We start from the raw sequence: 24,855 nt of genomic DNA, 5'->3' as shown, positions 1-24,855 counted from the left end.
CTAGACGGGTGTACACGGACTAAACATGTGGGAGGCAAGTCGAATCGTCATACCGCCGCTCCCACATTTTGATCGTCGTTACTCCAAATTTTTGCATCCAGCCAATGATATTTACAGAACAAAACAGCAGGTGAAGCCATGACCACAACTCAACCCCTGGAACTGCTGGCGCCCTTGTCGGGTGTGCTGCTGGCGTTGGACAAGGTGCCCGACCCGGTATTCTCCAGCCGCTTGATCGGCGACGGCCTGTGCATCGACCCCACGTCGCAGACCCTCTGCGCGCCACTGGCCGGGGTGATCAGTAATATCCAGGACAGTGGGCATGCCGTCAGCATCACCGACGACAACGGCGTCCAGGTGCTGATGCATATCGGCCTGGACACCGTGAACCTGGCAGGCCAGGGCTTCACTCGGCAGGTGCAGGAAGGCCAGCGGGTGGAGGCCGGGCAAGCGCTGATCGAATTCGATGCCGATTATGTGGCGCTCAATGCGCGCAGTTTGCTGACCTTGATGCTGGTGGTCAGCGGCGAGCCGTTTACCCTGTTGGCGAACGGTCTTGTGGCGGTCGGCCAGCCGTTGTTGCAGTTATCCCCACGTGAAACTGTTGAAACGCTGGACGAGGAGGACGGCGATGCGCTGTTCTCCAAACCGCTGACCTTGCCTAACCCCAACGGTTTGCACGCCCGCCCTGCGGCGGTGCTCGCCCAGGCGGCGAAGGGTTTCAATGCGAGCATCTACCTGCACAAGCAAACCCAGAGCGCCAATGCGAAGTCGCTAGTAGCGATCATGGCGTTGCAAACCGTGCAGGGCGACACCGTGCAAGTGAGCGCGGCAGGGGAGGAGGCCGAGGCGGCGATCAACGCGCTGGTGGCCTTGTTGGCTGAAGGCTGTGGCGAGGCGGTTGCGACCGTTGCTGAACCGGTCGCGGCGGTATTGTCGGCAACGCTGCTGCGGGGTGTGTGTGCGTCACCGGGTTCGGCGTTTGGCCAGGTCGTTCAAGTGACCGAGCCTGAGCTGGCTATCATTGAACACGGCACGGGTGAAACCGCTGAACGTGCTGCCCTGGCGCGTGGCCTGCTGGCTGCAACCGAAGCGCTGCAAGCTCTGCAAGACAAGGCCGCCGGCAGTGCCCAGGCAGAGATCTTCCGGGCACATCAGGAACTGCTCGAAGACCCAACCTTGCTGGAACAAGCCCACAGCCTGCTGGCTGACGGCAAGAGCGCCGTATTTGCCTGGAACAGTGCCACAGTCGCGACGGCCAGCGTGTTCCAGGGCTCAGGCAATGCTCTGCTTGCCGAACGTGCGGCAGACCTGGCCGACGTCGGCCAGCGCGTGCTGAAACTGATCCTCGGCATTCAAGACAGCGCCTGGGACTTGCCGGAACGCGCGATCCTGATCGCTGAACAACTGACGCCGTCGCAGACCGCCAGCCTGGATACACGCAAGGTGCTGGGTTTCGTCACGGTGGGCGGCGGCGCAACCAGTCACGTCGCGATCCTCGCCCGCGCCCTGGGTTTACCAGCGATTTGCGGTGTGTCGGCCCAAGTGCTGGCGTTGGCCAATGGCAAACAGGTCCTGCTCGACGCCGACAAAGGCGAGCTGCACCTTGAGCCGAACCTGGCCGAGATCGAACAGTTGGAGGCGGCGCGCATGCAACAGGCGCTGTGCCATCAGCGCGACGTGGCGCACGCGTCTCTACCGGCAACCACCCGCGATGGCCATCACGTCGAAGTCACCGCCAACGTGGCTTCGTTGACGCAGGTGGAACAGTCCTTGAACCTCGGCGGGGAAGGCGTCGGCCTGTTGCGCTCGGAATTTCTCTACCTGGACCGCAACCGCGCGCCGAGCCCCGACGAGCAAGCGGCGACCTACACCGCGATCGCCCGTGCCCTGGGCTCCGAGCGCAACCTTGTGGTGCGCACCCTCGACGTTGGTGGCGACAAACCGTTGACCTATGTGCCCATGGACGCCGAGACCAACCCATTCCTCGGTTTGCGCGGCATCCGCCTGTGCCTGGAGCGCCCGGAGTTGCTGCGCGAACAGTTCCGCGCGATCCTCGCCAGTGCCGGTTTTGCGCGGTTGCATATCATGTTGCCGATGGTCAGCCTGCTGTCGGAGTTGCGCCTAGCCCGTAAGATCCTCGAAGAGGAAGCGCTGGCGCTGGGGCTCAGCGAGTTGCCGAAGCTGGGGATCATGATTGAAGTACCGTCTGCCGCCTTGATGGCGGACGTGTTCGCGCCCCATGTGGATTTCTTTTCTATCGGCACCAACGATTTGACCCAATACACCCTCGCCATGGACCGCGACCATCCGCGCCTGGCCGGCCAGGCCGACAGCTTCCACCCGGCGGTGTTGCGCTTGATCGCCACCACGGTCAAGGCCGCGCATGCTCATGGCAAGTGGGTCGGCGTGTGCGGTGCACTGGCGTCCGAAGCGCTGGCGGTGCCGGTGCTGATCGGGCTGGGTGTGGATGAGTTGTCGGTCAGCGTGCCGTTGATCCCCACCATCAAGGCCACCGTGCGCGAGCTGGACCTGGCTGGCTGCCAGATCATTGCCCGCCAGGTGCTCGGCCTGGAAGAAGCCGGTCAGGTGCGTGAGGCATTGCGCCAATATCACGCGGCTACCGTTGAAACCTCACCTGTTGTGGAGCTTTGAGCATGTTCGAGAAATTGCAGCAGGCGTTCTGGAAGGCCCTCACGCCGGATTTGATTGCCGAGACGGTAGCGGCGCCGGGTTTGTTGTCGGCTGATGTGCTACGGGCGTTGGGCGGCGCGGATAATCTCAAGTCGCAGCAGCGGGTGGCGCTGACGCGGGTGCGGGTGCAGCTGCAGGATGCTGCGAAGGTGGATGCTGCAGCGTTAAAGGCTGCGGGTGTGCCTGGGGTGATGGTGTTGGCGGGTGGGGTCGTGCACCTGCTTACCGGGCTGGGCTCGGTCTAGAGATCAACGCAGATCAATGTGGGAGCCGGGCTTGCCCGCGATAGCGGTGTGTCAGGCTGCGGGTATTTCGACTGCCAGGCCGCCATCGCGGGCAAGTCGCACCGCCGCTCCCGCAGGGTTTTGCAGCGTGTTGAATAGCGTGTCTTACAGCTGCGAGTTATCTTCCGGCGGCTTGGTCTTATCCACACCCGGCACGTGCAGGTTGCCCTCAACCACCTGGTTACCTTCCAACTGCGGCTGCGTCACCCAAGTCAGAATGTCGTAATACCGCCGGATGTTCGCCACAAAATGCACCGGCTCACCACCGCGCGCATAACCGTAGCGCGTCTTGCTGTACCACTGCTTTTGCGACAGGCGCGGCAGCATCTTCTTCACATCCAGCCACTTGTTCGGGTTCAAACCTTCGCGCTTGGCCAGCGTGCGCGCATCTTCCAGATGGCCGCTGCCCACGTTGTAGGCGGCGAGGGCAAACCAGGTGCGATCCGGCTCGGCGATGCTGTTGTCCAGTTCATCCTTGATCTTGGCCAGGTACTTGGCGCCGCCCATGATGCTTTGCTTGGGGTCCAGGCGGTTGGACACGCCCATCGCCTGGGCGGTGTTCTGGGTCAGCATCATCAGGCCGCGCACGCCGGTCTTGGAGGTGACGGTCGGTTGCCACAGCGATTCTTGATAGCCAATGGCTGCCAACAGGCGCCAATCGACCTTCTCTTTCTTGGCATAGGCCCGGAAGTTTTTCTCATACTTGGGCAACCGCTGCTGCAGATGCTGGGCAAAGGTGTAGGCGCCTACGTAGCCGAGTACATCGACGTGCCCGTAATAGCGGTCTTTGAGACGCTGCAGGGTGCCGTTCTTCTCGACCTTGTCCAGGTAACTGTTGATCTCGTTGAGCAGGCTGTTGTCTTCACCCGCCGCCACGGCCCAGCTCTGATTGCTGGGATCGCCCAGGTCGAAGGCCACGCGCACTTTGGGGAAGTACACCTGGTTCATGGCGACTTCGTTGGAGTCCACCAGGGTCAGGTCGATTTGCCCCTCGTCCACCATGCGCAGCAGGTCGACGACTTCAACGGCGTCGGACTCTTCGTATTCAATCGCAGGATTCTGCTTCTTGAGCGCCGCCAGTTGTTCGGCGTGGGTGCTGCCCTTGAGCACCATGATCTTCTTGCCCACCAGGTCTGCCGCGTTCGTCGGGCGGGACTGGCCATTGCGATAGATGATCTGTGGGGTGACTTCTAAATAAGGGTGGGAGAAACGCACCTGCGTCCGGCGCTGTTCGCTGCTGACCAGGCCTGCGGCAGCGAGGACCGGGCCGTTGGGCTTGCCCAACTGGCCAAACAGGTCATCCAGGTTGTCGGCGGTCTCGATCTCCAGCTTTACCCCCAGGTCGTCGGCAAAGCGTTTGACCAGTTCGTATTCGAAACCGGTTTCACCGTTGCGGTCCTGGAAATACGTGGCCGGACTGTTTCGGGTGATCACCCGCAATACGCCATCCTCCTTGATTCGCTCGAGCGTGCTGGGCTTATCAACACAGGCGCTGAGCATCAGGAAGAGTCCGGTTGCGATAAGCCATTTGGCGCATCGCGGGCGCAAAGCAGTTGGGGAGAACATCTGCGCAGTATACGCAAACGGCCCACGGCGCCATATCTCGACAGCGCGGGACTTGTCTGCTAGCGCTTGCAAAACTGTGCTGCAGCCCGCAGAAACGGGGCTTGGCGAGGGATTGTGACGGTTAAAATAACTGCGCGGAATACCCCGGACGCCCCCTCAAAAGCGGTGCAATCCGGCCAACTGACGTCTGGCAGTCGCCACCGGTAGCGTTTCGGGTGCCGTTGGCGGCGGTTTACGCTAGAATGCACGGCCTCAAAGCACACCCCTTCCCGAGGCTGTCCCGAAGATGTTGATCCTGCGCGGCGCTCCTGCCCTTTCTGCCTTTCGCCACAGCAAACTCCTTGAGCAACTGAGCCAGAAGGTTCCAGCGGTTACAGGCCTGTATGCTGAATTTGCTCACTTCGCCGACGTTACCGGCGTGTTGGCCGCCGACGAACAGCAAGTGCTCGCACGCCTTCTGAAGTACGGCCCGAGCGTTCCCGTTCAAGAGCCCAATGGCCGCTTGTTTCTGGTTCTGCCACGGTTCGGCACCATTTCGCCCTGGTCGAGCAAGGCCAGCGATATCGCCCGTAACTGTGGCCTGGAAAAAATCCAGCGCCTGGAGCGTGGTATTGCCTTCTATGTCGCGGGCCAGTTCAGCGATGCCGACGCCGAGTTGATCGCCAGCAGCCTGCACGACCGCATGACCCAGATCATCGTCAGCCAGATGGAACAGGCTGCCGGCCTGTTCAGCCACGCCGAGCCCAAGCCGCTGACCGCGATTGACGTGCTCGGCGGTGGCCGCGCCGCCCTTGAGAAGGCCAACACCGAGTTGGGCCTGGCCCTGGCCGAAGACGAGATCGACTACCTGGTCAACGCTTTCAACGGCTTGAAGCGCAACCCGCACGACATCGAACTGATGATGTTTGCCCAGGCCAACTCCGAGCACTGCCGTCACAAGATCTTCAACGCCAGTTGGGACATCGACGGCGAGAGCCAGGAAAAAAGCCTGTTCGGCATGATCAAGAACACCTACGTGATGCACAGCGAAGGCGTTCTGTCGGCTTATAAGGACAACGCCTCGGTCATCGTCGGCTCTGTTGCCGGCCGTTTCTTCCCGGACCCTGAGACCCGCCAGTACGGCGCGGTGCAGGAGCCGGTGCACATCCTGATGAAGGTTGAAACCCACAACCACCCGACCGCGATTGCCCCGTTCCCGGGCGCAGCCACCGGTTCCGGTGGCGAAATCCGCGACGAAGGTGCTACCGGTCGTGGCGCCAAGCCCAAGGCTGGCCTCACCGGTTTCACCGTGTCCAACCTGCAGATCCCCGGCTTCGAACAGCCGTGGGAAGTGCCGTACGGCAAGCCTGAGCGCATCGTGACCGCACTCGACATCATGATCGAAGGCCCGCTGGGCGGCGCCGCGTTCAACAACGAATTCGGTCGTCCGGCGTTGACCGGTTATTTCCGTACCTTCGAACAGTCCATCACCACCCCGCGTGGCGATGAAGTGCGCGGCTACCACAAGCCGATCATGTTGGCCGGCGGCATGGGCAACATCCGTGAAGAACACGTCAAGAAAGGCGAGATCCTGGTCGGCTCCAAGCTGATCGTCCTCGGCGGCCCGGCGATGTTGATCGGCCTGGGCGGCGGCGCAGCGTCCTCCATGGCCACCGGCACCAGCTCGGCGGACCTGGACTTCGCTTCGGTACAGCGCGAGAACCCAGAGATGGAGCGCCGGTGCCAGGAAGTCATCGACCGTTGCTGGCAGTTAGGTGACAAGAACCCGATCAGCTTCATCCACGACGTCGGCGCCGGTGGTTTGTCCAACGCCTTCCCCGAACTGGTCAACGATGGCGACCGTGGCGGCCGTTTCGAACTGCGCAACATTCCAAACGACGAACCGGGCATGGCCCCGCACGAAATCTGGAGCAACGAATCCCAGGAACGCTACGTTCTGGCCGTTGGCCCTGAAGACTTCGCGCGCTTCCAGGCCATCTGCGAACGCGAGCGTTGCCCGTTTGCCGTGGTCGGCGAAGCCACGGCCGAGCCGCAACTGACCGTCACCGACAGCCACTTCGGCAACAGCCCGGTGGACATGCCACTCGAAGTGCTGCTGGGCAAAGCCCCGCGCATGCACCGTTCGGCCGTGCGTGAAGCCGAGCTGGGCGATGATTTCGACCCAAGCACCCTGGAGCTGGCCGACAGTATCGAACGCGTGCTGCACCACCCAGCCGTAGCGAGCAAAAGCTTCCTGATCACCATCGGCGACCGCACCATCACTGGCCTGGTTGCCCGTGACCAAATGGTCGGCCCGTGGCAGGTTCCGGTGGCAGACGTTGCCGTCACCGCCACCAGCTTCGACGTCTACACCGGTGAAGCCATGGCCATGGGCGAGCGTACGCCGCTGGCCCTGCTGGACGCTCCGGCGTCGGGCCGCATGGCGATTGGTGAAACCCTCACCAACATCGCGGCTTCGCGTATCGGTAAATTGTCCGACATCAAACTGTCGGCCAACTGGATGTCCGCTGCCGGTCACCCGGGTGAAGATGCACGCCTGTATGACACGGTTAAAGCAGTCGGCATGGAGCTGTGCCCGGAGCTGGGCATCACCATTCCGGTAGGCAAGGACTCCATGTCCATGGCCACCCGCTGGAACGAAGACGGCACCGACAAGAGCGTCACCTCGCCGCTGTCGCTGATCGTTACCGGTTTTGCACCGGTCACCGACATCCGCCAGACCCTGACCCCGCAACTGCGCATGGACAAGGGCACCACCGACCTGATCCTGATCGACCTCGGCCGTGGCCAGAACCGCATGGGCGCGTCGATCCTGGCACAGACCCATGGCAAGCTCGGCAAGCACGCGCCGGACGTCGACGACGCCGAAGACCTCAAAGCCTTCTTCGCCGTGATCCAGGGCCTGAATGCCGACGGCCACCTGCTGGCCTACCACGACCGTTCCGATGGCGGCTTGCTGACCAGCGTCGTGGAAATGGCTTTCGCCGGTCACTGCGGCCTGAACATCGTGCTCGACAGCGTTGCCGAGGATGCGTCTGAAATCAACGGCATCCTGTTCAACGAAGAGCTGGGCGCCGTGATCCAGGTGCGCCAGGACGCGACCCCGGACGTACTCGCCCAATTCAGCGCCGCCGGCCTGGACGACTGCGTGGCGGTGATCGGCCAGCCGATCAACAACGGCGAGATCAACATCTCCTTCAATGGCGACACCGTGTTTGCCGGCCAGCGCCGCTTGCTGCAACGCCAGTGGGCCGAGACCAGCTTCCAGATCCAGCGTCTGCGTGACAACGTCGAGTGCGCTGAGCAGGAGTTCGACCTGATCCTGGAAGAAGACAACCCGGGCCTGAGCACCAAGCTCAGCTTCGACGTCAACCAGGACATCGCAGCGCCTTACATCAAGAAAGGCATTCGTCCACACGTTGCGGTTCTGCGTGAGCAGGGCGTCAACGGCCAGGTGGAAATGGCGGCCGCGTTCGACCGCGCCGGCTTCAATGCGATCGACGTGCACATGAGCGACATTCTCGCCGGTCGCGTTGATCTCAATGAGTTCAAAGGCCTCGTCGCCTGCGGCGGCTTCTCCTACGGCGACGTGCTGGGTGCCGGTGAAGGCTGGGCCAAATCGGCCCTGTTCAACAGCCGTGCCCGCGACGCGTTCCAGGGTTTCTTCGAGCGCAACGACAGCTTCACCCTGGGTGTGTGCAACGGTTGCCAGATGATGTCCAACCTCAGCGAACTGATTCCGGGCAGCGAGTTCTGGCCGCACTTTGTGCGCAACCGTTCCGAGCAGTTCGAAGCCCGTGTTGCCATGGTGCAGGTGCAGGAATCCAACTCGATCTTCCTGCAAGGCATGGCCGGTTCGCGCATGCCCATCGCCATCGCCCACGGTGAAGGCCATGCCGAGTTCGCCAGCGAAGAAGCCCTGCTCGAAGCCGACCTGTCCGGCACCGTGGCGCTGCGTTTCGTCGACAACCACGGCAAGGTCACCGAAACCTACCCGGCCAACCCGAACGGCTCGCCGCGCGGGATCACCGGCCTCACCAGCCGCGACGGTCGCGTGACCATCATGATGCCGCACCCGGAGCGTGTCTTCCGCGCCGTGCAAAACTCGTGGCGCCCGGAGGAGTGGAGCGAAGACGGCGCCTGGATGCGCATGTTCCGCAACGCACGCGCGTGGGTGAACTAAGACGGTGTACAAGCTCGCCTTCTTCGTGCCCGACAGCCATGTGGAGACGGTGAAAGCCGCCGTCTTCGCCGCTGGCGGCGGGCGCATCGGCAGCTACGACAGCTGCGCCTGGCAAGTGCTGGGCCAGGGTCAATTTCGCGCAATGGACGGCAGCCAGCCGTTTATTGGGCAGGTGGGCCAGGTTGAAGTGGTTGAGGAATGGAAGGTTGAGCTCGTGGTGGCGGACGAATTGATTGCGGCGGTTGTGGCTGCGCTCAAGCTTAGCCACCCGTATGAGACACCGGCGTATGAGGTGTGGCAGTTGGCGGATTTTTAACTCGCACGCTGCAAAAACAAGAAACCCGCTGGGCCAGTTTGGTCAGCGGGTTTCTTGTTGTCTGTGGGGCCTCATCGCAGGCGCCTCAGATCTTTCCCACAAGCCTTTCAGGTTGTCCCTCGGAACTCCTCTCCCTAGCCTCCCTGCTTTGCATTTTCTCAGTGGTGGAATGTTATGAGTCTGACGACCAGAACTGATATGCGGCTATTGCCGGGCGTGATGTATAACGTCACAATCGCGCCATGATCGTTAGTTGGAAACATAAAGGCCTTCGCATCTTTTATGAAACGGGCTCAACGAAAGGGATCAATGCCAACCACGTGAATCGCTTGCGCCGTGTCTTGCTGATTTTAGATAGCGCGATTCATTGGAGTGATCTGGAACTGCCAGGTTGGCGCTTCCATCGCTTGAAGGGAGATCTTGTCGACTACTGGTCAGTGAGCATCAGTGGTAACTGGCGCATCATTTTTCGTATGTATGACGATCAAGTCGAGCTGGTCGACTATCTGGATTACCACTGAGAAGGGGTCTGTTTATGGGTATGCACAATCCTCCTCACCCAGGGGAAATACTGCTTGAGGATGTCATTCCCGGGCTTGGAATGACGATCACTGAAGTTGCTCGACGCCTGGGTTTCGCTAGGGAAACCTTTTCAAGAATTCTTCATGGGCATGCGCCTGTTAGCCCTGATCTAGCTGTGCGGCTTGAGCGCGCAGGCATCAGCAAGGCCCAGATGTGGCTCTCAATGCAGAGCAGTTATGACCTGTGGCAGGCAGAGCATAGAGAACAGCCTGTTATTGAGCGGTTTGCTCGGATTGAGTAACCGAGATTAAAGAGTCCGCCGATAATTTGTTAGTGCTGAACAGCGCACCTATAATCATGCCGCTTTCATACAGCGGTTATTGAGTCATGGTGGCTGTGTGCGGGAGACCCTCGGGTCTGCCGAAGTTCCTAACAACTGAGAGTGTTGGACCTACAGGAAGTACCGATCAGCAACTGACCCCACCAACTCTGTGGCGAGGGAGCAAGCTCCCTCGCCACAGAGTGGTCAGGCGTTGATTGGACGGGTAACCAACCGCTCCAATGCCTCGCCCAACCCTAAAGCCTTGTCACCAATCAACAGGTGCCAAACACCGCTTTCCAGCTGGCTGACGCCTTGGCAACCTAGCGCAGTGAGATCAGCTTCAGACAACCCCGAATCATCCCCCAACTCCACCCGCAACCGGGTCATCGCCACCGCTTCCAACTCCCGCACATTCCCGCGGCCACCCAACGCGCTCAGCCATTTCTCGGCCTCCTGCACATTCACCGTCACCGGCTTATCCACAGGCGCAGCCGACAACGGTGCACTGGCAACAAACGACGGCATCGCCAAGCGAATCTCATCAGCAATGCTATCCGCCATCGGCCCGACCACCACCTGCAAACTCCCGCCGTTCCCCGGCCGAACTACGGCCATGGCGCCCAGTGCTTTGAGCTCCGAGTCCACCGCCTTGGTGCGATCAACCATGTCCAAACGCAGGCGCGTCGTACAGGCGCCGACACTCAACAGATTGGCCGAACCGCCCAACGCACGGATGTAGGCACTGGCCCGCAGGTTATCCGTCATTACCTCAGCCTGCACCACCTGGACATCTTCCCGGCCCGGTGTCTTCAGGTTGAAGCGACGAATGCAGTAGTTGAACACGCTGTAGTAAATCACCGCATAAGCCAGCCCAACCGGGAACACCAACCAACCATTGGTGGACTTGCCCCAACCCAGCACCATGTCGATAAACCCACCGGAGAAGGTAAACCCCAGGTGGATATTCAGCATATTGGTGACAGCCATCGACAGGCCCGTCAGCACGGCGTGAATCAGGTACAGAAACGGCGCAAGAAACATGAACGCAAATTCAATCGGCTCGGTCACCCCGGTCAAGAACGAGGTCAGCGCCATCGACAGGAAAATCCCGCCCATCACTTTGCGGCGCTCAGGCAGCGCATTCCGATACATCGCCAAGCACGCAGCGGGCAGGCCGAACAGCATCACCGGGAACATGCCGGTCATGAACTGGCCGCCTTTCGGGTCGCCCGCGAAGTAGCGGGTGAGGTCGCCGGTCACTACCGCACCGGTCGCCGGATCGGTAAAGGTGCCAAACACAAACCACGCCATATTGTTGAGGATATGGTGCAGGCCAGTGACGATCAGCAGGCGGTTAAACACGCCAAACACGAAGGCGCCAATGCTGCCGCTTTCCATCAGCAGCACGCCAAAGCTGTTGATGCCTTGCTGGATGGGCGGCCAGATCAAACCAAAGATTACCCCCAGCCCGACCGCGCTGAACCCGGTAACAATCGGCACAAACCGTCGCCCACCAAAGAACGCCAGGTACTCCGGCAGCTTGATGTCCTTGAAGCGGTTATACAGCCCGCCCGCCATCAAGCCGCTGGCGATACCGGCGAGCATGCCCATGTTGATGGACGTGTCCATCACCTTGAGCGTGGAGACCATCACCAAGTAACCAATCGCCCCGGCCAAGCCCGCTGTGCCGTTGTTGTCGCGGGCGAAACCCACGGCGATGCCGATGGCGAAGATCAGTGCCAGGTTGGCGAAGATCGCCTGCCCGGCGTCGTGCATCACCGCGATGTTCAGCAGGTCGGTGTCGCCCAGGCGCAGCAGCAGGCCGGCAATCGGCAGGATCGCAATCGGCAACATGAGTGCACGGCCCAGGCGTTGCAGGCCTTCGATGAAATGTTGGTACATGGCGTGTCTCCTTTTGTTGTTGTTATCAGCTCAACGGCCAGTGGTGTTGACAGGCTTGGCGAACGGCCTTTGCGCAGCTCAGGTCGAGCAGGCCTTGGCTTAATTGCCGGCATTGCGCCGCGTCCAGGTGGCGGACGCGGTCCTTGATTTCGCCGATCTGCGGCGGGCTCACCGACAGTTCGCTGACACCCAGGCCGATCAGCACCGGCGTAGCCAGCGGGTCGGAGGCGAGGGCGCCACATACACCCACCCAGCGCCCGTGTTTCGCAGCCCCTGCACAGGTCTGGGCGATCAGCCGCAACAGCGCCGGGTGCAACGCGTCGACCCGCGCGGCGAGGCCGGCGTGGTCGCGGTCCATCGCCAGGGTGTACTGGGACAGGTCATTGGTGCCGATGGACAGGAAGTCTGCGTGCTTGGCCAACTGGTCGGCCATCAGTGCGGCGGCGGGCACTTCGATCATCACACCGAGTTCGGGGCGTTGGGTCAGTTCCAGCTCTACGCACAGTTGATCCAGGCGCTGGCGGATGTGCAGCAGCTCATCCACTTCGCTGACCATCGGCAGCAGGATGCGGCACCGCGCCAGCGGGCTTACTTGCAGCAGGGCACGCAATTGCTGGTCGAGCACGTCGGGGCGGACCTGAGCCAGGCGAATACCGCGCAGGCCCAGCACCGGGTTAGCTTCGACAGGTAGTGGCAAGTAGTCGAGCTGCTTGTCGCCACCCACATCGATGGTGCGGATGATCACGGACTTGTCGCCCATGGCATCCAGCACAGCCTGATAGGCGTGACGTTGTTCCTGCTCATCCGGCGCGGTGCGGCGGTCGACGAAGAGAAATTCGGTGCGCAGCAGGCCGACGCCATCAGCGCCGTTTTCAAAGGCCACCTGGGCTTCGGCACTGGAGGCGACATTGGCCGCGACTTCAATGGTCACGCCATCGCGGGTGCGCGCCGGCTCCTGGGCTTGGGCCTGTTGCTGTTGGCGACGCAGGTTCTGTGCGTTACGAATCTGGTGCACTTCGGCGTGACGCGCTTCGGTGGGCTCCAATTCCAGACGGCCATTGACGGCGTCGAGTACCACGCGTTGGCCTTGGGGCACGTCGAGCACGTCGGCGCCCAGCGCCACCACACACGGCAAGCCTTTGCCACGGGCCAGGATTGCTACATGGGACGTGGCGCCGCCTTCGGCCATGCAGATGCCGGCAGCCTCCTGGGCACTCAATTGCAGCAGATCAGACGGCGTCAATTCGTGGGCGCTGACGATCGCACCTGCAGGCAATTCGAAGTGCCAGGCTTCCCCCAGCAGTGCGCGCAATACGCGTTGTTGCAAATCCCGTAGATCATTTGAACGTTCGGCGAACAGGGGTTTGCCCAAGGCCAGCAACACCGCGCATTGCGCCTGGATCGCATTGCGCCAGGCGTGGGTAGCGGCGCTGCCGTTTTCGATGGCGCCGGTGGCCGCTTCCAGCAGTGTCGGGTCTTCCAGCAAGGCGAGATGCGCCGCGAAGATGTCCTCTTCCTCGACGTTCTTACGCTGGCGGGCGTGCTCCAGTGTCGTGCGGATTTCACTGCGCACTTGCTCCAGCGCAGCGTCCAGGCGTTGCAGTTGTTCGTCGGCAGAATGGTTGCCGGTGTCGGCTGGCAGTTCGATACCGGTCAGGCGGAACAGCGGCCCGCAGACCAATCCCGGCGCAGCGCACACACCTTGCAACACGCCAACTTCGGTATTTGCCCGGCGTGGCGCGACGATGGCAGGGGCGTGGTGTTCTTCTTTGATAGCAGCGGACAAGGCCGCGACCAACGCCTGCAACGCGGCCTCTGCATCCTTGCCGCGACAGCTCACACGGACTTCGTCACCCTCGCCAATGCCCAAACCCATCAAGCCAATCAGGCTGTCGCACGACGCCGACTTATCGCCGAACTGCAGCTGTGCCTGGCTGCTGAAACCCTGGGCGGCCTTGCGCACTAATGCCGCCGGGCGCGCATGCAATCCGCCCCGATGGGTGATGCGCACGTTAGCGCTGGCTTCAGCTTCCGAGTTATCCACAGGCGCTTGAGCCGACGCCGCCGAACGCGCCACGATCTGCACCAGCGGCTCGCCGACCTTGACCGTTTTCTCCACTACCGCGCGCAACTCGAAGCGCTCGCCATTGGTCAGGATGATCAGGCTGACCAGGCTCTTGCACTGGCGCGCAATGCGGTCCAGGTCAAACTGCACCAACGCCTGACCCTTGCTGACCCGCGCGCCGTCCTTCACCAACAAGGCAAAGCCTTCGCCCTTCAGTTCGACCGTGTCGATGCCCACATGCATCAACACTTCGGCGCCGTTATCGGCGCGAATGGTCAGCGCATGCCCGGTGCGGGCGACATGGATGATCACCCCGTCACACGGTGCGTGCAGGCAATCGTTCAGCGGGTCGATGGCAATGCCGTCGCCCATCGCGCCGCTGGCGAACACTTCGTCGGGAACGTTGCCCAGGGCCAGCACCGGCCCGGTGAGGGGAGCGCTGAGGGTCAGATCATTATTGTTCTTGGACATCGGCACGGTACTCATCAGGAAAACACGGCAATCGACTCAGTGAGTGCGAGTGACTTTGCTCAGGTGGCGTGGCTGGTCGGGATTCATGCCCCGGGCTTCGGCTAAACCCGCAGCCATGACGTAAAAGCTCTGGATCGCCAGGATCGGGTCCAGACTTGGGTGTTCGGCGCGGCTCAGGGGCAGGTCGCGCTCGGCGATATCGTCCGGCGCGGCCAGCAAAACGCGTGCACCGCGCTGGCGCATATCGGCGGCCAGGCTCAACAGGCCGGCTTGCTCGGCACCGCGTGGGGCAAAAACCAGCAATGGGTAGTTGTCGCCAATCAGGGCCATCGGGCCGTGACGCACCTCGGCGCTGCTGAAGGCTTCGGCCTGGATCGCCGAGGTTTCCTTGAGCTTGAGCGCGGCTTCCTGGGCGATGGCAAAACCGGCGCCTCGGCCGATGACCATCAGTTGCTGGCAGTCGCGCAGGGCATCGATGGCGATGCTCCAGTCCTGTTGGGCGGCGGCGCGCAGGTCATCGGGCAGGGCGCGACAGGCTTGCAGCAGCTCGGCGTCGCCGTTCCAGTGGCCGATCAATTGCGCAATGGCGCTGAGGGTGGCGATAAAACTCTTGGTCGCGGCCACGCTCTGTTCCGGGCCTGCACACAGCGGTATATGAAACTCGCAGGCGGCTTCCAGCGGCGAGTCTTCGGCGTTGACCAGCGAAATGCTCAAGGCGCCGCGCTTGCGCAGCAGGCGCAGGCTGTTGACCAGGTCCGGGCTCTGGCCCGACTGGGAGAAACCAAACACCACCTGGCCGCTGACTTTCATCGGCGCCTGCAGCAAGGTCACCACCGACATGGGCAATGACGCCACCGGAATGCCCACATGCTGCATGGCCAAGTAGGCGAAGTAGCTGGCGGCATGGTCCGAGCTGCCACGCGCGATGGTCATCGCCACGTGTGGCGGCTGACGGCGCAGGCGGCCGGCGATTTCCTCCAGCGCCGGGTCCAGGCGTTGCAGTTGGGCGGCGACGGCGTCGCAGGAGGCCAGGGCCTCTTCAAGCATTTTTGAAGTCAATGGTTTCTCCTTCGACCATTACGTCGGTGAGTATCAGGGAGCGGTCCAGGCGTACGCAGTCGGCAAAGCTGCCGGTTTGCAGGCGACCGCGTTCTTCCAGGCCCAGGTAGTCCGCAGGAAATTGCGACAGGCGTTGTGAGGCTTCGCTGATGGGCAGGCCGATTTTCACCAGGTTGCGCAGCGCCTGGTCCATGGTCAGCGTGCTGCCGGCCAGGGTGCCGTCGGCCAGGCGCACGCCACCCAGGCATTTGGTCACGGTGTGGCTGCCCAGCTTGTACTCGCCATCGGGCATGCCGGCGGCGGCGGTGGAATCGGTGACGCAATACAGGCACGGGATCGAACGCAGCGCCACGCGCATGGCGCCGGGGTGCACGTGGAGCAGGTCCGGGATCAGTTCTGCATATTTCGCGTGAGCCAGGGCCGCGCCGACGATGCCGGGCTCGCGGTGATGCAGCGGGCTCATGGCGTTGTACAAATGGGTGAAGCTGGTGGCACCGGCGGCAAGGGCTGCAACACCTTCTTCATAGCTGCCGAGTGTGTGGCCGATCTGCATGCGCACACCGCGTTCGCTGAGGGCGCGGATCAGAGCGTCGTGCCCGGCGATTTCCGGGGCGATGGTGATCACGCGGATCGGCGCCAGGCGCAGGTAGGCTTCCACTTCGGCCATCAACGCAGTGTGGGCGAAATTGGGTTGGGCGCCGAGTTTTCCCGGATTGATGTAGGGCCCTTCCAAATGCACACCGAGTACGCGGGCGCTGCCTGTCGGGCGCTGCTCGCAGAAGCTGCCGAGTTGGCCGAGCACGCTGGAAATCTCGTCGACCGGTGCAGTCATGGTGGTAGCCAGCAGCGAGGTCGTACCAAAACGCACGTGTGTGCGGGTAATCGTCTCGAAGGCCTCCAAGCCTTCCATGATGTCTTTGCCGCCACCGCCGTGCACGTGCAGGTCGATAAAGCCTGGCAGCAGGTAAGGCAAATCGTTTTCCGCCGGGTCGCAGGGAACACCGTCAATGGCGGTTACCTTGCCGTGTTCGTGCACCAGCCGGCCGCGAATCCAGCCGGCGGGCGTGAGGATATTGTCTTCGGACATGGGCAGTTCTCTAGAGTCGCAGTTCAGCGGAGTAATCATGGCGGCGCAGCTCTGCGACGAAGTCGTAGTAGTCGTTGCGGCAGTAGGTGTCGGTAATTTCGATGGGCGTGTTGTCGGCGGTGTAGCCCACCCGGGTCATCAGCAGCATGGCGGTGCCGGGGGCGATGCCCACCAGCTTGGCGAACTCATCCGAGGCGTTGATTGCCTGGATGTGCTGCAGGGCACGCACCACAGGTTTGCCGATGCCTTCCAGGTATTCGTACAGCGAATTGCCAATGGCTTGCGGATGCGGCAGCACCGAGGCGGGCAGGGTGGTCATTTCAATTGCCATCACCGTGTCGTCGGCCTTACGTAAACGCTTGAGGCGCGCCACTTTGTCGGCGGGCGACAACCCCAGGCGAATCAGTTCTTCGTGGGTCGGCTGGGTAATTTCGCGCTCCAGCCATTGGGAAGTGGGCACAAAGCCCTTGAGCCGCAACATCTCGCTGAACCCCGACAAGCGTGACAGCGGCTGTTCCAAGCGTGGCGAAATAAAGGTGCCGGAGCCTTGATTGCGGCGGATCAGCCCTTGGGCAAACAACACTTCCAGCGCTTTGCGAGCGGTCACTCGCGAGATGCTCAGTTGCTCGCTGAGCACGCGTTCCGACGGCAGTGCCTGTTCGGACGTCCACTGGCCGGCATGGATCGCCGCTTCCAGTTTGCGCGCCAATTGCAGGTACAGCGGCGTGGATTGTTTATCGTCAGGGCGCAGGGCCAGGATGGGATTCATCTGTCAGGTTTCCGATGCGTTATTGGAGTGTTGTCGCCCGGTAATGGCCGAAAATTAATACCACTTAAATACCATGTCAATGCAGCCAAAACGGTGCAAGCAATGGTTTAAGGGCCCTGCAATGGGGCTTGGTATCAAGTGGTATTAGAGAGGTCTGTATCGCGCGCAGAACTGTGCAGCCCGGCCTGGTGAACTGGTATTCACCGGCAGGCGCCGCCTGGCGCAGGAATTTTTTTTGAATTATTTTACGAACGGTACGAGATTACGGACGAATCTCGATCAGGGTGCCGTCTTTGACCAGGTTCCACACTTCACGCATATCCACGTTGCGCATGCCGATGCAGCCGTCGGTCCAGTCCAGGGTGTGAAACCACTGTTCCGGGTAATCCTCGGTGTCGGGGGTGCCGTGGATCATGATCATGCTGCCCGGCTTCACGCCTTCGCGGCGAGCGCGGGCGGCGTCGCTGATATTCGGGTAGGAGATGTGCATGGCCAGGTTGAAGCGGTCGCTGGTCTTGCGCCAGTCGAGCCAGTAGAGGCCCTCTGGTGTGCGGCGGTCGCCCTCGATCAGCTTGTGGCCCTTGGGGTTCTTGCCCAAGGAAATGCGGTAGGTCTTGATGGGCTTGCCGTCGTTGATCAGTTGCAACTGATGGGCGGACTTGAGCACCAGGACTTTTTCGACGGTTTTGCCGCCCAGGGTTTCTACGGTGGCGGCCGACGACAGGTTCGCGAACGACAGGCAGATAAGAGCAAGCAACCAACGCATTGAAACGGGTATCCCTAGTGTCATGGGGCGGACTTGCCCAGCGGCGGTACAGCCTCGCTGCGCACCGGGAAGGATTGCTGTCGGCGGTCAGCGAAAAAGTATTCCAGGGTCCGCCCGACCGTGCGGAAAGCCAGCTCGGACCAAGGGATGTCGGCTTCGTCGAACAACTGCACTTCCAGGCTTTCGGGGCCTGCGGCAAAGTCCAGGTCGAGCAGGTCGGCGCGGTAGAAGATATGCACCTGGTTGATATGCGGCACGTCAATCAGCGTGTAAATGGCCATGTTGTGCACGCGTGCGCAGGCTTCTTCCAGGGTTTCGCGGGCGGCGGCCTGTTCGACGGTCTCGCCGTTTTCCATGAAACCGGCGGGCAGGGTCCAGTAACCCAGGCGCGGCTCGATGGCGCGGCGGCACAGCAGCACTTTTTCGCCCCACACCGGCACCGTGCCGGCAACGATGTTGGGGTTCTGATAGTGAATGGTTTGGCAGTGATCACACACAAAGCGCAGGCGGCCGTCGCCTTCGGGGATGCGCTGGGAAACCGGTTTACCGCACTGGCTGCAGAAATTCATGCTGGGGTTCCTGGAAAGTGCGTCTATCTTGGCGTGACGGGCAGGGCGCTGCAACAAGTTGTCGTTTAGCGACACCACGCGGGTTTTGGGCTTGGGCACCCGCGAGCTTTGGTGCATGATGCAAGGTAGCCAACAGACCGAGATGACTCATGCTGGACGAGCTACTTCGCCGGGTAAGCAATCACACCCCCCACATGCTGGAAACTGACGGGCGTTTCCCCGAGGCCGCGGTGCTGGTGCCGATTACCCGCAGTGACGAACCTGAGCTGATCCTGACCCTGCGCGCCAGTGGCCTGTCGACCCATGGTGGCGAAGTGGCCTTTCCCGGCGGGCGCCGCGACCCCGAAGACCCGGACCTGATCTTCACCGCGCTGCGCGAGGCCGAAGAAGAAATCGGCCTGCCGCCTGGTCTGGTCGAAGTGATCGGCCCGCTGAGCCCTTTGATCTCCCTGCACGGCATTCGGGTCACGCCTTATGTAGGCGTCGTCCCCGATTACGTCGAATACCTGGCCAATGATGCCGAGATTGCCTCTGTTTTCAGCGTGCCTTTGGACTTTTTCCGACAGGACCCGCGCGAACATACCCACCGAATCGATTACCAGGGCCGCAGTTGGTACGTGCCCAGCTATCGGTTTGGCGAATACAAGATCTGGGGGCTGACGGCGATTATGATCGTCGAGCTGATCAATTTGCTCTATGACGACGCCGACATCAGCCTGCACCAGCCACCCAAGAGCTTCATCAATATCTAAGCCATCGTTTGAATGGCAACGCCGTGAGGGAAAATCATGAAACATCGCCTGGGCGACGCCCGCGTCGAGACTCATCCACAGAGCTGGGTGGCACCGAATGCCACGCTGGTGGGCAAGGTCAAGCTGGAGGAGGGCGCCAACGTCTGGTTCAACGCGGTGTTGCGCGGCGACAACGAACTGATCCTGATCGGCAAGAACAGCAATGTGCAGGATGGCAGCGTAATGCACACCGACATGGGCTACCCGCTGACCCTGGGCACCGGCGTGACCATTGGTCATAACGCCATGCTGCACGGTTGCACGGTGGATGATTACAGCCTGATCGGCATTAACGCGGTGATCCTCAACGGCGCGAAGATCGGCAAGCACTGCATCATCGGCGCCAACTCGCTGATCGGCGAGGGCAAGGAAATTCCTGATGGTTCGCTGGTGATGGGGTCGCCAGGCAAGGTGGTGCGGGCGTTGACCGACGCACAAAAACGCATGCTTGAAGCCAGCGCTGCGCACTATGTGCATAACTCGCAGCGTTATGCGCGTGACTTGGTTGAGCAGGAAGAATGAACCCGAGTGAACGGCCCGTCGCGTCGCCGTGCGTGAGCATTTGCGCGCTGGATGATGATGATATTTGCACCGGCTGTCAGCGCACCGTGGATGAGATTACGCGTTGGAGTCGCATGGACAATGCCGAGCGCCGGGTGGTGTTGGGGTTGTGCCATGAGCGGGCGGTGGCGAGTGGGTTGGTGTTTATGGTTTCCGGCAAATCCGGCGGCTGATTTGCAGTGAGTGGGGCAAGCCCGCTCACTGCAGTCGCCCGCTCGCCACAATGGTTACTGTGAAGTACCCTGTGCGGCATCACCCACAGGCCCACCCCCATGCTCTTCCTGATCGCCTATATCAGCAGCGTCGTGCTGATCAACTTCGCCTTTTCCAACGCCCCGCACCTGGATGTCATCTGGTCCGCCTGGGGTGGCTTGGTGTTTATCCTGCGCGACATGGTGCAGACCCGCTTCGGTCACGGCGCAATCCTCGCCATGCTGGCGGCGCTGGTGCTGTCGTATATCACCTCCGACCCTTCTATCGCACTGGCCAGTGCCACAGCGTTTGCGGTCTCCGAGTGCATCGACTGGCTGGTGTTCAGCATCACCAAGCGCCCGCTCCACGACCGCCTGTGGATCAGTTCGGCGCTGAGCATTCCCCTCGATACCTTTATCTTTTTCGGCCTGATCGGCGCGCTCACTCCCGCGGTAGTGGGCACCGCACTGGTGTCGAAATTTGCCGGCGTCACGGTGGTGTGGCTGATCATGGCGTGGCGGATCCGCAAGCGTGCCGTCGCCAACTGAGGCCAATTTTTACAGTTCATGTAAAATGCCGGCCTTTCTCCCCATGATCCGCTCCCCCTGAGGACCTGAGATGACCCGAATCGGAACTCCATTGTCGCCAACCGCGACCCGCGTTTTGCTGTGTGGCTGCGGTGAGCTGGGCAAGGAAGTGGTAATCGAACTGCAGCGCCTGGGCGTTGAAGTGATTGCCGTGGATCGCTACGCCAACGCGCCGGCCATGCAGGTGGCGCACCGTAGCCACGTCATCAACATGCTCGACGGTGCCGCCCTGCGTGCCGTGATCGAAGCCGAGAAGCCGCACTTCATCGTGCCGGAAATCGAAGCCATCGCCACTGCCACCTTGGTCGAGCTGGAAGCCGAAGGCTTCACCGTGATCCCGACCGCGCGCGCTACCTCGCTGACCATGAACCGCGAAGGCATTCGTCGCCTGGCCGCCGAAGAGCTGGACCTGCCGACCTCGCCGTACCACTTCGCCGATACCTTCGAAGACTACAGCAAGGCCGTGCAAGACCTGGGCTTCCCGTGTGTGGTCAAGCCGGTGATGAGTTCGTCGGGCAAGGGCCAGAGCCTGTTGCGCAGCGCTGACGACGTGCAGAAAGCCTGGGATTACGCCCAAGAAGGCGGGCGCGCCGGTAAAGGCCGGGTGATCATCGAAGGCTTTATCGACTTTGACTACGAAATCACCTTGCTGACGGTGCGTCACGTCGGTGGCACCACGTTCTGCGCACCGGTTGGCCATCGTCAGGAGAAGGGCGACTACCAGGAATCCTGGCAGCCACAGGCCATGAGCCCGATTGCGCTGGCCGAATCCGAGCGCGTTGCAAAGGCCGTGACCGAGTCCCTGGGTGGCCGTGGCCTGTTTGGCGTGGAGTTGTTCATCAAGGGTGATCAGGTGTGGTTCAGCGAAGTATCGCCGCGTCCGCATGACACGGGCTTGGTAACCCTGATTTCCCAGGACTTGTCGCAGTTCGCGCTGCACGCTCGCGCAATCCTGGGGTTGCCGATACCGTTGATCCGTCAGTTCGGGCCTTCGGCTTCGGCGGTGATCCTGGTGGAAGGGCAGTCGACCCAGACGGCGTTCGCCAACCTTGGCGCTGCGTTGAGCGAACCGGACACGGCGTTGCGCCTGTTTGGCAAACCGGAAGTGAAGGGTCAGCGTCGGATGGGTGTGGCGTTGGCGCGGGATGAGTCGATTGAAGCGGCTCGGGCGAAGGCTACCCGTGCTTCCAAAGCCGTTGTAGTCGAGCTGTAATCGAGGCGCGCCTTTCGCGAGCAAGCCCGCTCCTGCATTCGACCGCGTTCCTATTGGATAAATGCGGTCTAACTGTGGGAGCGGGCTTGCTCGCGAAGGCGGTCTATCAGGCGACCTTGTTCAAGTCATTATCCCGCGTCTCTTTCAGGCACAGCACAGCAATCAAACTGAGCAGCGCTGCCGCCGACACATACCCACCGACATAACTCAGCCCACCCATCGCCACCAGCTTGGTCGCGAAGAACGGTGCCGCTGAAGCCCCCACGATCCCACCCAGGTTATACGCCGCCGACGCGCCGGTATAACGCACGCGCGTTGGGAACAACTCCGGCAGCATGGCGCCCATCGGCGCGAAGGTCACGCCCATCAGGAACAGCTCCAAGGCCAGGAACAGCGCCACCGCCCAGGTCGAGCCGTGGGTCAGCAGCGGCTCCATGGTGAAGCCCGACAGGATCGCCAGGATCGCACCGACGATCAGCACCGGCCTGCGCCCGTAACGATCACTCGCCAGGGCTGCCAGCGGCGTGGCCAGGCCCATGAACAGCACTGCGAAGCACAGCAAGCCAAGGAAGGTCTCGCGGCTGTAGCCCAGGGTCGAAACGCCGTAGCTTAGGGAAAACGCCGTGGTGATATAGAACAGCGCATAGCACACCACCATGGACATGGCGCCCAGCAGTACGGGCAGCCAATGCTGGCTGAACAGTTCCACCAGCGGCACTTTTATTGGTGCTTCTTTGGCCACGGCGTTGGCGAATACCGGGGTTTCATGCAGCTTCAGCCGTGCGTACAGGCCAACCATCACTAACGCGGCGCTGAGGATGAACGGAATGCGCCAGCCCCAGCTGCGGAACTGCTCGTCGTTCAAGCTCATGGCCAGGATCAGGAACAAGCCGTTGGCCGCCAGGAACCCGATGGATGGACCAAGCTGCGGAAACATGCCGAACCATGCGCGCTTGCCCTTGGGCGCATTCTCGGTCGCCAGCAGTGCCGCGCCGCCCCATTCCCCGCCCAGGCCAAGGCCCTGGCCGAAACGCAGTACGCATAACAGGATCGGTGCCCAGGCTCCGATGCTGTCATAGCCGGGCAATAAGCCGATCAGCGTGGTGCACACGCCCATCAGCAACAGCGATGCGACCAGTGTCGATTTACGCCCGATACGGTCGCCGAAGTGGCCGAACAGCGCCGAGCCCAGCGGACGGGCGATAAAGGCGATGCCAAAAGTCAGGAACGACGCCAGCATCTGCGCGGTGCCGGAGGTCTGTGGGAAGAACACCGGGCCGATCACCAGCGCAGCAGCCGTGGCGTAGATATAGAAGTCGTAGAACTCGATGGCGGTGCCGACAATGCTCGCGGTGGCAACCCGTGCAGTCGAGTTGGTCGGGGCGGCGGGCGCGGCCTCGTTGTAGGTTGTGCTCATGGCAGTATCCCAGATGGTCGTTGCGCGTTTGGACGCGGATTATTATTGGTCAAACACCCATGGATCAGGGTTGTGCGCGGGGCGGCTCGGGATGGGAGCGAACACCGGTCAGACAGGATGAAGCGGTGCCTGGACGCGTTGGGTGCGGGTAGCACACGGTCTGGCGGGGCTTTGGTAAGCCGCAGGGATTATAGGAAGGGGTTTGCGCATACAACAAGGGTGTTGGCGAGGATCTAAGGTTTGGAGCCAGCTCCCACAGGGAACGAGTTGATTCAGGCAGCCACCGGCATCCTACTGGTATGCCAGATCAGCACCTTGCTCACGCGGTTGTCCTCGGTCTCGAGGATTTCCAGGCGATAGCGCCCGATTTTCAGGCACACCGCGCAGTCTGGGATGGTTTCCAGTGCTTCGGTCACCAGGCCATTCAGCGTCTTGGGGCCGTCGCTGGGCAGGTGCCAGTTCAGGCTTTTGTTCAGTTCGCGGATCGAGGCGGCGCCATCGATGATATAGCGGCCATCCGGTTGCGCTTCGATATGCGGGTTGTCCGCACTCTGCTCGCTTTCGAATTCGCCGACGATTTCTTCGAGGATATCTTCCAGGGTGACAATGCCCAGCACTTCGCCGTACTCGTCCACCACCATGCCCAGGCGTCGCTGCTGCTTGTGAAAGTTCAGCAGTTGCAGTTGCAGCGGCGTACTTTCGGGAACGAAATAGGGTTCGTGGCAGGCGGCGAGCAACGCTTCCTTGGTCAGGCTGGCGTCGGGCAGCAGGTGCTGGATCTGCCGCGTGTTGAGCACCGCCTGGACCTGGTTGATATCACTGTGAAACACCGGCAGGCGTGTGCGCTCGGAGGTGCGCAGTTGCTCGATGATTTCTTCGACCGAGTCATCCAGGTTGATGCCGTCCACTTCGCTGCGCGGTACCAGGATGTCGTTGACCGTGATGTTGTCCAGGGCGTGGATGCCGGGCATGCCGGGGCGGTGGTCTTCGTCGGCTTCCGGTTCCGTTTCGTCGTGGTCGTGGTCGGGCAGCGGTTCATCGCTCTTTTTCACCACGCCGGATTGACGTGCGAATGGACGCAACAGCAACAGGCTGATGCCATTGAGCAGCCAGGCAAGGGGGTAAAGGATTTTCAGCGGTACGCCCAGCAGCGTGTTTCCAAAGCCCAGCACCGCTTGCGGATAACGAACGGCGAGGGCACGGGGCAGGTAGTCGGCGAGTATCAGCAGGATCGCGCAGGAGATCAGCCAGCCGAGCCAGGGGCCGTTCTGCGCCCAGGCATAGATCGCCAGCAGCGTGCAGAGGATCACCACGGCGGCGCGACACAGGCTGTTGCACAGGATCAGGCTGTTACGCGGGAAGCTCAGGCGGGCGGCAGCCTTGTCACCCTGGCGTGTACCAGGGCGCAAGGCCAGCAAGTGTTGTTGCGCAGCTTCGATGGCGGTAAACAGCGCGGCCCATAACACCAGCAAGGCGATTACTGCGAGCATCGGCTCCAGCGGCAAGTTGTCCATGATCG

The 24,855-nt window shown here is 61.7% G+C and carries 21 protein-coding genes; 11 read left to right on the top strand and 10 right to left on the bottom strand.

Going from position 1 to position 24,855, the window contains the following annotated elements:
• Positions 1 to 138: 138 nt before the first annotated feature.
• Together ptsP (AACY36_RS05925) and AACY36_RS05920 are read left to right on the top strand one after the other, a co-directional pair.
• Positions 139 to 2,655, top strand: a complete 2,517-nt coding sequence (gene ptsP, locus AACY36_RS05925; RefSeq protein ID WP_339427485.1) for a phosphoenolpyruvate--protein phosphotransferase — start codon at positions 139 to 141, stop codon at positions 2,653 to 2,655.
• Between the two features lie 2 nt (positions 2,656 to 2,657).
• Positions 2,658 to 2,939 (top strand): PTS transporter subunit EIIB, encoded by a 282-nt coding sequence (locus AACY36_RS05920; RefSeq protein WP_339420597.1) that lies wholly within the window; start codon positions 2,658 to 2,660, stop codon positions 2,937 to 2,939.
• A 144-nt stretch (positions 2,940 to 3,083) separates the two neighbouring features.
• Here the strand turns inward: AACY36_RS05920 and mltF are convergent, their stop codons facing one another.
• The gene (gene mltF / locus AACY36_RS05915) at positions 3,084 to 4,544 is read right to left on the bottom strand and encodes a membrane-bound lytic murein transglycosylase MltF (protein ID WP_339417328.1); all 1,461 of its coding nucleotides are present in this window, start codon (positions 4,542 to 4,544) and stop codon (positions 3,084 to 3,086) included.
• Positions 4,545 to 4,830: 286 nt separating this feature from the next.
• Between mltF and purL the strand changes: the two genes are divergently transcribed.
• The 4 genes from purL (at position 4,831) to AACY36_RS05895 (ending at position 9,866) form a co-directional block, all read left to right on the top strand.
• Positions 4,831 to 8,727, top strand: a complete 3,897-nt coding sequence (gene purL / locus AACY36_RS05910) for a phosphoribosylformylglycinamidine synthase (protein ID WP_339427484.1) — start codon at positions 4,831 to 4,833, stop codon at positions 8,725 to 8,727.
• A 4-nt stretch (positions 8,728 to 8,731) separates the two neighbouring features.
• Positions 8,732 to 9,043, top strand: a complete 312-nt coding sequence (locus AACY36_RS05905; protein ID WP_339417325.1) for an NGG1p interacting factor NIF3 — start codon at positions 8,732 to 8,734, stop codon at positions 9,041 to 9,043.
• A 242-nt stretch (positions 9,044 to 9,285) separates the two neighbouring features.
• Entirely contained in the window at positions 9,286 to 9,564 is a 279-nt protein-coding gene (locus AACY36_RS05900) for a type II toxin-antitoxin system RelE/ParE family toxin (RefSeq protein WP_015885715.1), read from the top strand.
• 14 nt (positions 9,565 to 9,578) lie between these two features.
• Positions 9,579 to 9,866, top strand: coding sequence for a HigA family addiction module antitoxin (locus AACY36_RS05895; protein ID WP_010207958.1), 288 nt, complete (start codon positions 9,579 to 9,581; stop codon positions 9,864 to 9,866).
• A gap of 225 nt (positions 9,867 to 10,091) precedes the next feature.
• Here the strand turns inward: AACY36_RS05895 and nagE are convergent, their stop codons facing one another.
• The 7 genes from nagE to AACY36_RS05860 form a co-directional block, all read right to left on the bottom strand.
• Entirely contained in the window at positions 10,092 to 11,789 is a 1,698-nt protein-coding gene (gene nagE, locus AACY36_RS05890) for an N-acetylglucosamine-specific PTS transporter subunit IIBC (RefSeq protein WP_339417324.1), read from the bottom strand.
• Positions 11,790 to 11,814: 25 nt separating this feature from the next.
• Complete coding sequence (gene ptsP, locus AACY36_RS05885) at positions 11,815 to 14,325, bottom strand: phosphoenolpyruvate--protein phosphotransferase (protein ID WP_339427483.1); 2,511 nt, start codon at positions 14,323 to 14,325, stop codon at positions 11,815 to 11,817.
• A 36-nt stretch (positions 14,326 to 14,361) separates the two neighbouring features.
• Positions 14,362 to 15,384 (bottom strand): SIS domain-containing protein, encoded by a 1,023-nt coding sequence (locus AACY36_RS05880; RefSeq protein WP_339417322.1) that lies wholly within the window; start codon positions 15,382 to 15,384, stop codon positions 14,362 to 14,364.
• Positions 15,365 to 16,471, bottom strand: coding sequence for an N-acetylglucosamine-6-phosphate deacetylase (gene nagA / locus AACY36_RS05875; protein ID WP_339417321.1), 1,107 nt, complete (start codon positions 16,469 to 16,471; stop codon positions 15,365 to 15,367). The genes AACY36_RS05880 and nagA overlap by 20 nt, the downstream gene beginning before the upstream one ends.
• Before the next feature lie 10 nt (positions 16,472 to 16,481).
• Positions 16,482 to 17,240 (bottom strand): GntR family transcriptional regulator, encoded by a 759-nt coding sequence (locus tag AACY36_RS05870; RefSeq protein ID WP_339417320.1) that lies wholly within the window; start codon positions 17,238 to 17,240, stop codon positions 16,482 to 16,484.
• A gap of 262 nt (positions 17,241 to 17,502) precedes the next feature.
• The gene (locus tag AACY36_RS05865) at positions 17,503 to 18,006 is read right to left on the bottom strand and encodes a L,D-transpeptidase family protein (protein WP_339417319.1); all 504 of its coding nucleotides are present in this window, start codon (positions 18,004 to 18,006) and stop codon (positions 17,503 to 17,505) included.
• 20 nt (positions 18,007 to 18,026) lie between these two features.
• A complete protein-coding gene (locus AACY36_RS05860; RefSeq protein WP_339417318.1) occupies positions 18,027 to 18,575 on the bottom strand; it encodes an NUDIX hydrolase in 549 nt (182 codons plus the stop codon).
• Between the two features lie 149 nt (positions 18,576 to 18,724).
• Between AACY36_RS05860 and AACY36_RS05855 the strand changes: the two genes are divergently transcribed.
• The 5 genes from AACY36_RS05855 (at position 18,725) to purT (ending at position 21,919) form a co-directional block, all read left to right on the top strand.
• The gene (locus tag AACY36_RS05855) at positions 18,725 to 19,327 is read left to right on the top strand and encodes a CoA pyrophosphatase (protein ID WP_339496818.1); all 603 of its coding nucleotides are present in this window, start codon (positions 18,725 to 18,727) and stop codon (positions 19,325 to 19,327) included.
• Positions 19,328 to 19,363: 36 nt separating this feature from the next.
• Entirely contained in the window at positions 19,364 to 19,888 is a 525-nt protein-coding gene (locus tag AACY36_RS05850) for a gamma carbonic anhydrase family protein (RefSeq protein ID WP_339496816.1), read from the top strand.
• On the top strand, positions 19,885 to 20,100 hold the full coding sequence (locus AACY36_RS05845) for a DUF1289 domain-containing protein (RefSeq protein ID WP_339417315.1): 216 nt from the start codon (positions 19,885 to 19,887) through the stop codon (positions 20,098 to 20,100). The genes AACY36_RS05850 and AACY36_RS05845 overlap by 4 nt, the downstream gene beginning before the upstream one ends.
• A gap of 99 nt (positions 20,101 to 20,199) precedes the next feature.
• A complete protein-coding gene (locus tag AACY36_RS05840; RefSeq protein ID WP_339427482.1) occupies positions 20,200 to 20,667 on the top strand; it encodes a preQ0 transporter in 468 nt (155 codons plus the stop codon).
• A gap of 70 nt (positions 20,668 to 20,737) precedes the next feature.
• Entirely contained in the window at positions 20,738 to 21,919 is a 1,182-nt protein-coding gene (purT, locus tag AACY36_RS05835; RefSeq protein WP_314567802.1) for a formate-dependent phosphoribosylglycinamide formyltransferase, read from the top strand.
• Positions 21,920 to 22,025: 106 nt separating this feature from the next.
• Here purT and AACY36_RS05830 read toward each other — a convergent pair whose 3' ends face one another.
• Positions 22,026 to 23,336 carry an MFS transporter gene (locus AACY36_RS05830; protein WP_339417313.1) on the bottom strand — a complete coding sequence of 437 codons (1,311 nt, stop codon included), beginning with the start codon at positions 23,334 to 23,336 and terminating at the stop codon, positions 22,026 to 22,028.
• Between the two features lie 272 nt (positions 23,337 to 23,608).
• A complete protein-coding gene (locus AACY36_RS05825; RefSeq protein WP_339417312.1) occupies positions 23,609 to 24,850 on the bottom strand; it encodes a transporter associated domain-containing protein in 1,242 nt (413 codons plus the stop codon).
• Between the last annotated feature and the right edge of the window lie 5 nt (positions 24,851 to 24,855).

The sequence above is a fragment of the Pseudomonas sp. EA_15y_Pfl1_P101 genome, assembly GCF_963970835.1.
Lineage (GTDB): Bacteria > Pseudomonadota > Gammaproteobacteria > Pseudomonadales > Pseudomonadaceae > Aquipseudomonas > Aquipseudomonas tritici.
This window is presented reverse-complemented; position numbering and strand designations above follow the sequence as displayed.

Bases quoted from the DNA above. Each gene is read 5' to 3' on its own strand.
- ptsP (WP_339427485.1), top strand. From the start codon at position 139: ATGACCACAACTCAACCCCTGGAACTGCTGGCGCCCTTGTCGGGTGTG.
- AACY36_RS05920 (WP_339420597.1), top strand. From the start codon at position 2,658: ATGTTCGAGAAATTGCAGCAGGCGTTCTGGAAGGCCCTCACGCCGGAT.
- mltF (WP_339417328.1), bottom strand. From the start codon at position 4,544: ATGTTCTCCCCAACTGCTTTGCGCCCGCGATGCGCCAAATGGCTTATC.
- purL (WP_339427484.1), top strand. From the start codon at position 4,831: ATGTTGATCCTGCGCGGCGCTCCTGCCCTTTCTGCCTTTCGCCACAGC.
- AACY36_RS05900 (WP_015885715.1), top strand. From the start codon at position 9,286: ATGATCGTTAGTTGGAAACATAAAGGCCTTCGCATCTTTTATGAAACG.
- AACY36_RS05895 (WP_010207958.1), top strand. From the start codon at position 9,579: ATGGGTATGCACAATCCTCCTCACCCAGGGGAAATACTGCTTGAGGAT.
- nagE (WP_339417324.1), bottom strand. From the start codon at position 11,789: ATGTACCAACATTTCATCGAAGGCCTGCAACGCCTGGGCCGTGCACTC.
- ptsP (WP_339427483.1), bottom strand. From the start codon at position 14,325: ATGTCCAAGAACAATAATGATCTGACCCTCAGCGCTCCCCTCACCGGG.
- nagA (WP_339417321.1), bottom strand. From the start codon at position 16,471: ATGTCCGAAGACAATATCCTCACGCCCGCCGGCTGGATTCGCGGCCGG.
- AACY36_RS05870 (WP_339417320.1), bottom strand. From the start codon at position 17,240: ATGAATCCCATCCTGGCCCTGCGCCCTGACGATAAACAATCCACGCCG.
- AACY36_RS05865 (WP_339417319.1), bottom strand. From the start codon at position 18,006: ATGCGTTGGTTGCTTGCTCTTATCTGCCTGTCGTTCGCGAACCTGTCG.
- AACY36_RS05860 (WP_339417318.1), bottom strand. From the start codon at position 18,575: ATGAATTTCTGCAGCCAGTGCGGTAAACCGGTTTCCCAGCGCATCCCC.
- AACY36_RS05855 (WP_339496818.1), top strand. From the start codon at position 18,725: ATGCTGGACGAGCTACTTCGCCGGGTAAGCAATCACACCCCCCACATG.
- AACY36_RS05850 (WP_339496816.1), top strand. From the start codon at position 19,364: ATGAAACATCGCCTGGGCGACGCCCGCGTCGAGACTCATCCACAGAGC.
- AACY36_RS05845 (WP_339417315.1), top strand. From the start codon at position 19,885: ATGAACCCGAGTGAACGGCCCGTCGCGTCGCCGTGCGTGAGCATTTGC.
- AACY36_RS05840 (WP_339427482.1), top strand. From the start codon at position 20,200: ATGCTCTTCCTGATCGCCTATATCAGCAGCGTCGTGCTGATCAACTTC.
- purT (WP_314567802.1), top strand. From the start codon at position 20,738: ATGACCCGAATCGGAACTCCATTGTCGCCAACCGCGACCCGCGTTTTG.
- AACY36_RS05830 (WP_339417313.1), bottom strand. From the start codon at position 23,336: ATGAGCACAACCTACAACGAGGCCGCGCCCGCCGCCCCGACCAACTCG.
- AACY36_RS05825 (WP_339417312.1), bottom strand. From the start codon at position 24,850: ATGGACAACTTGCCGCTGGAGCCGATGCTCGCAGTAATCGCCTTGCTG.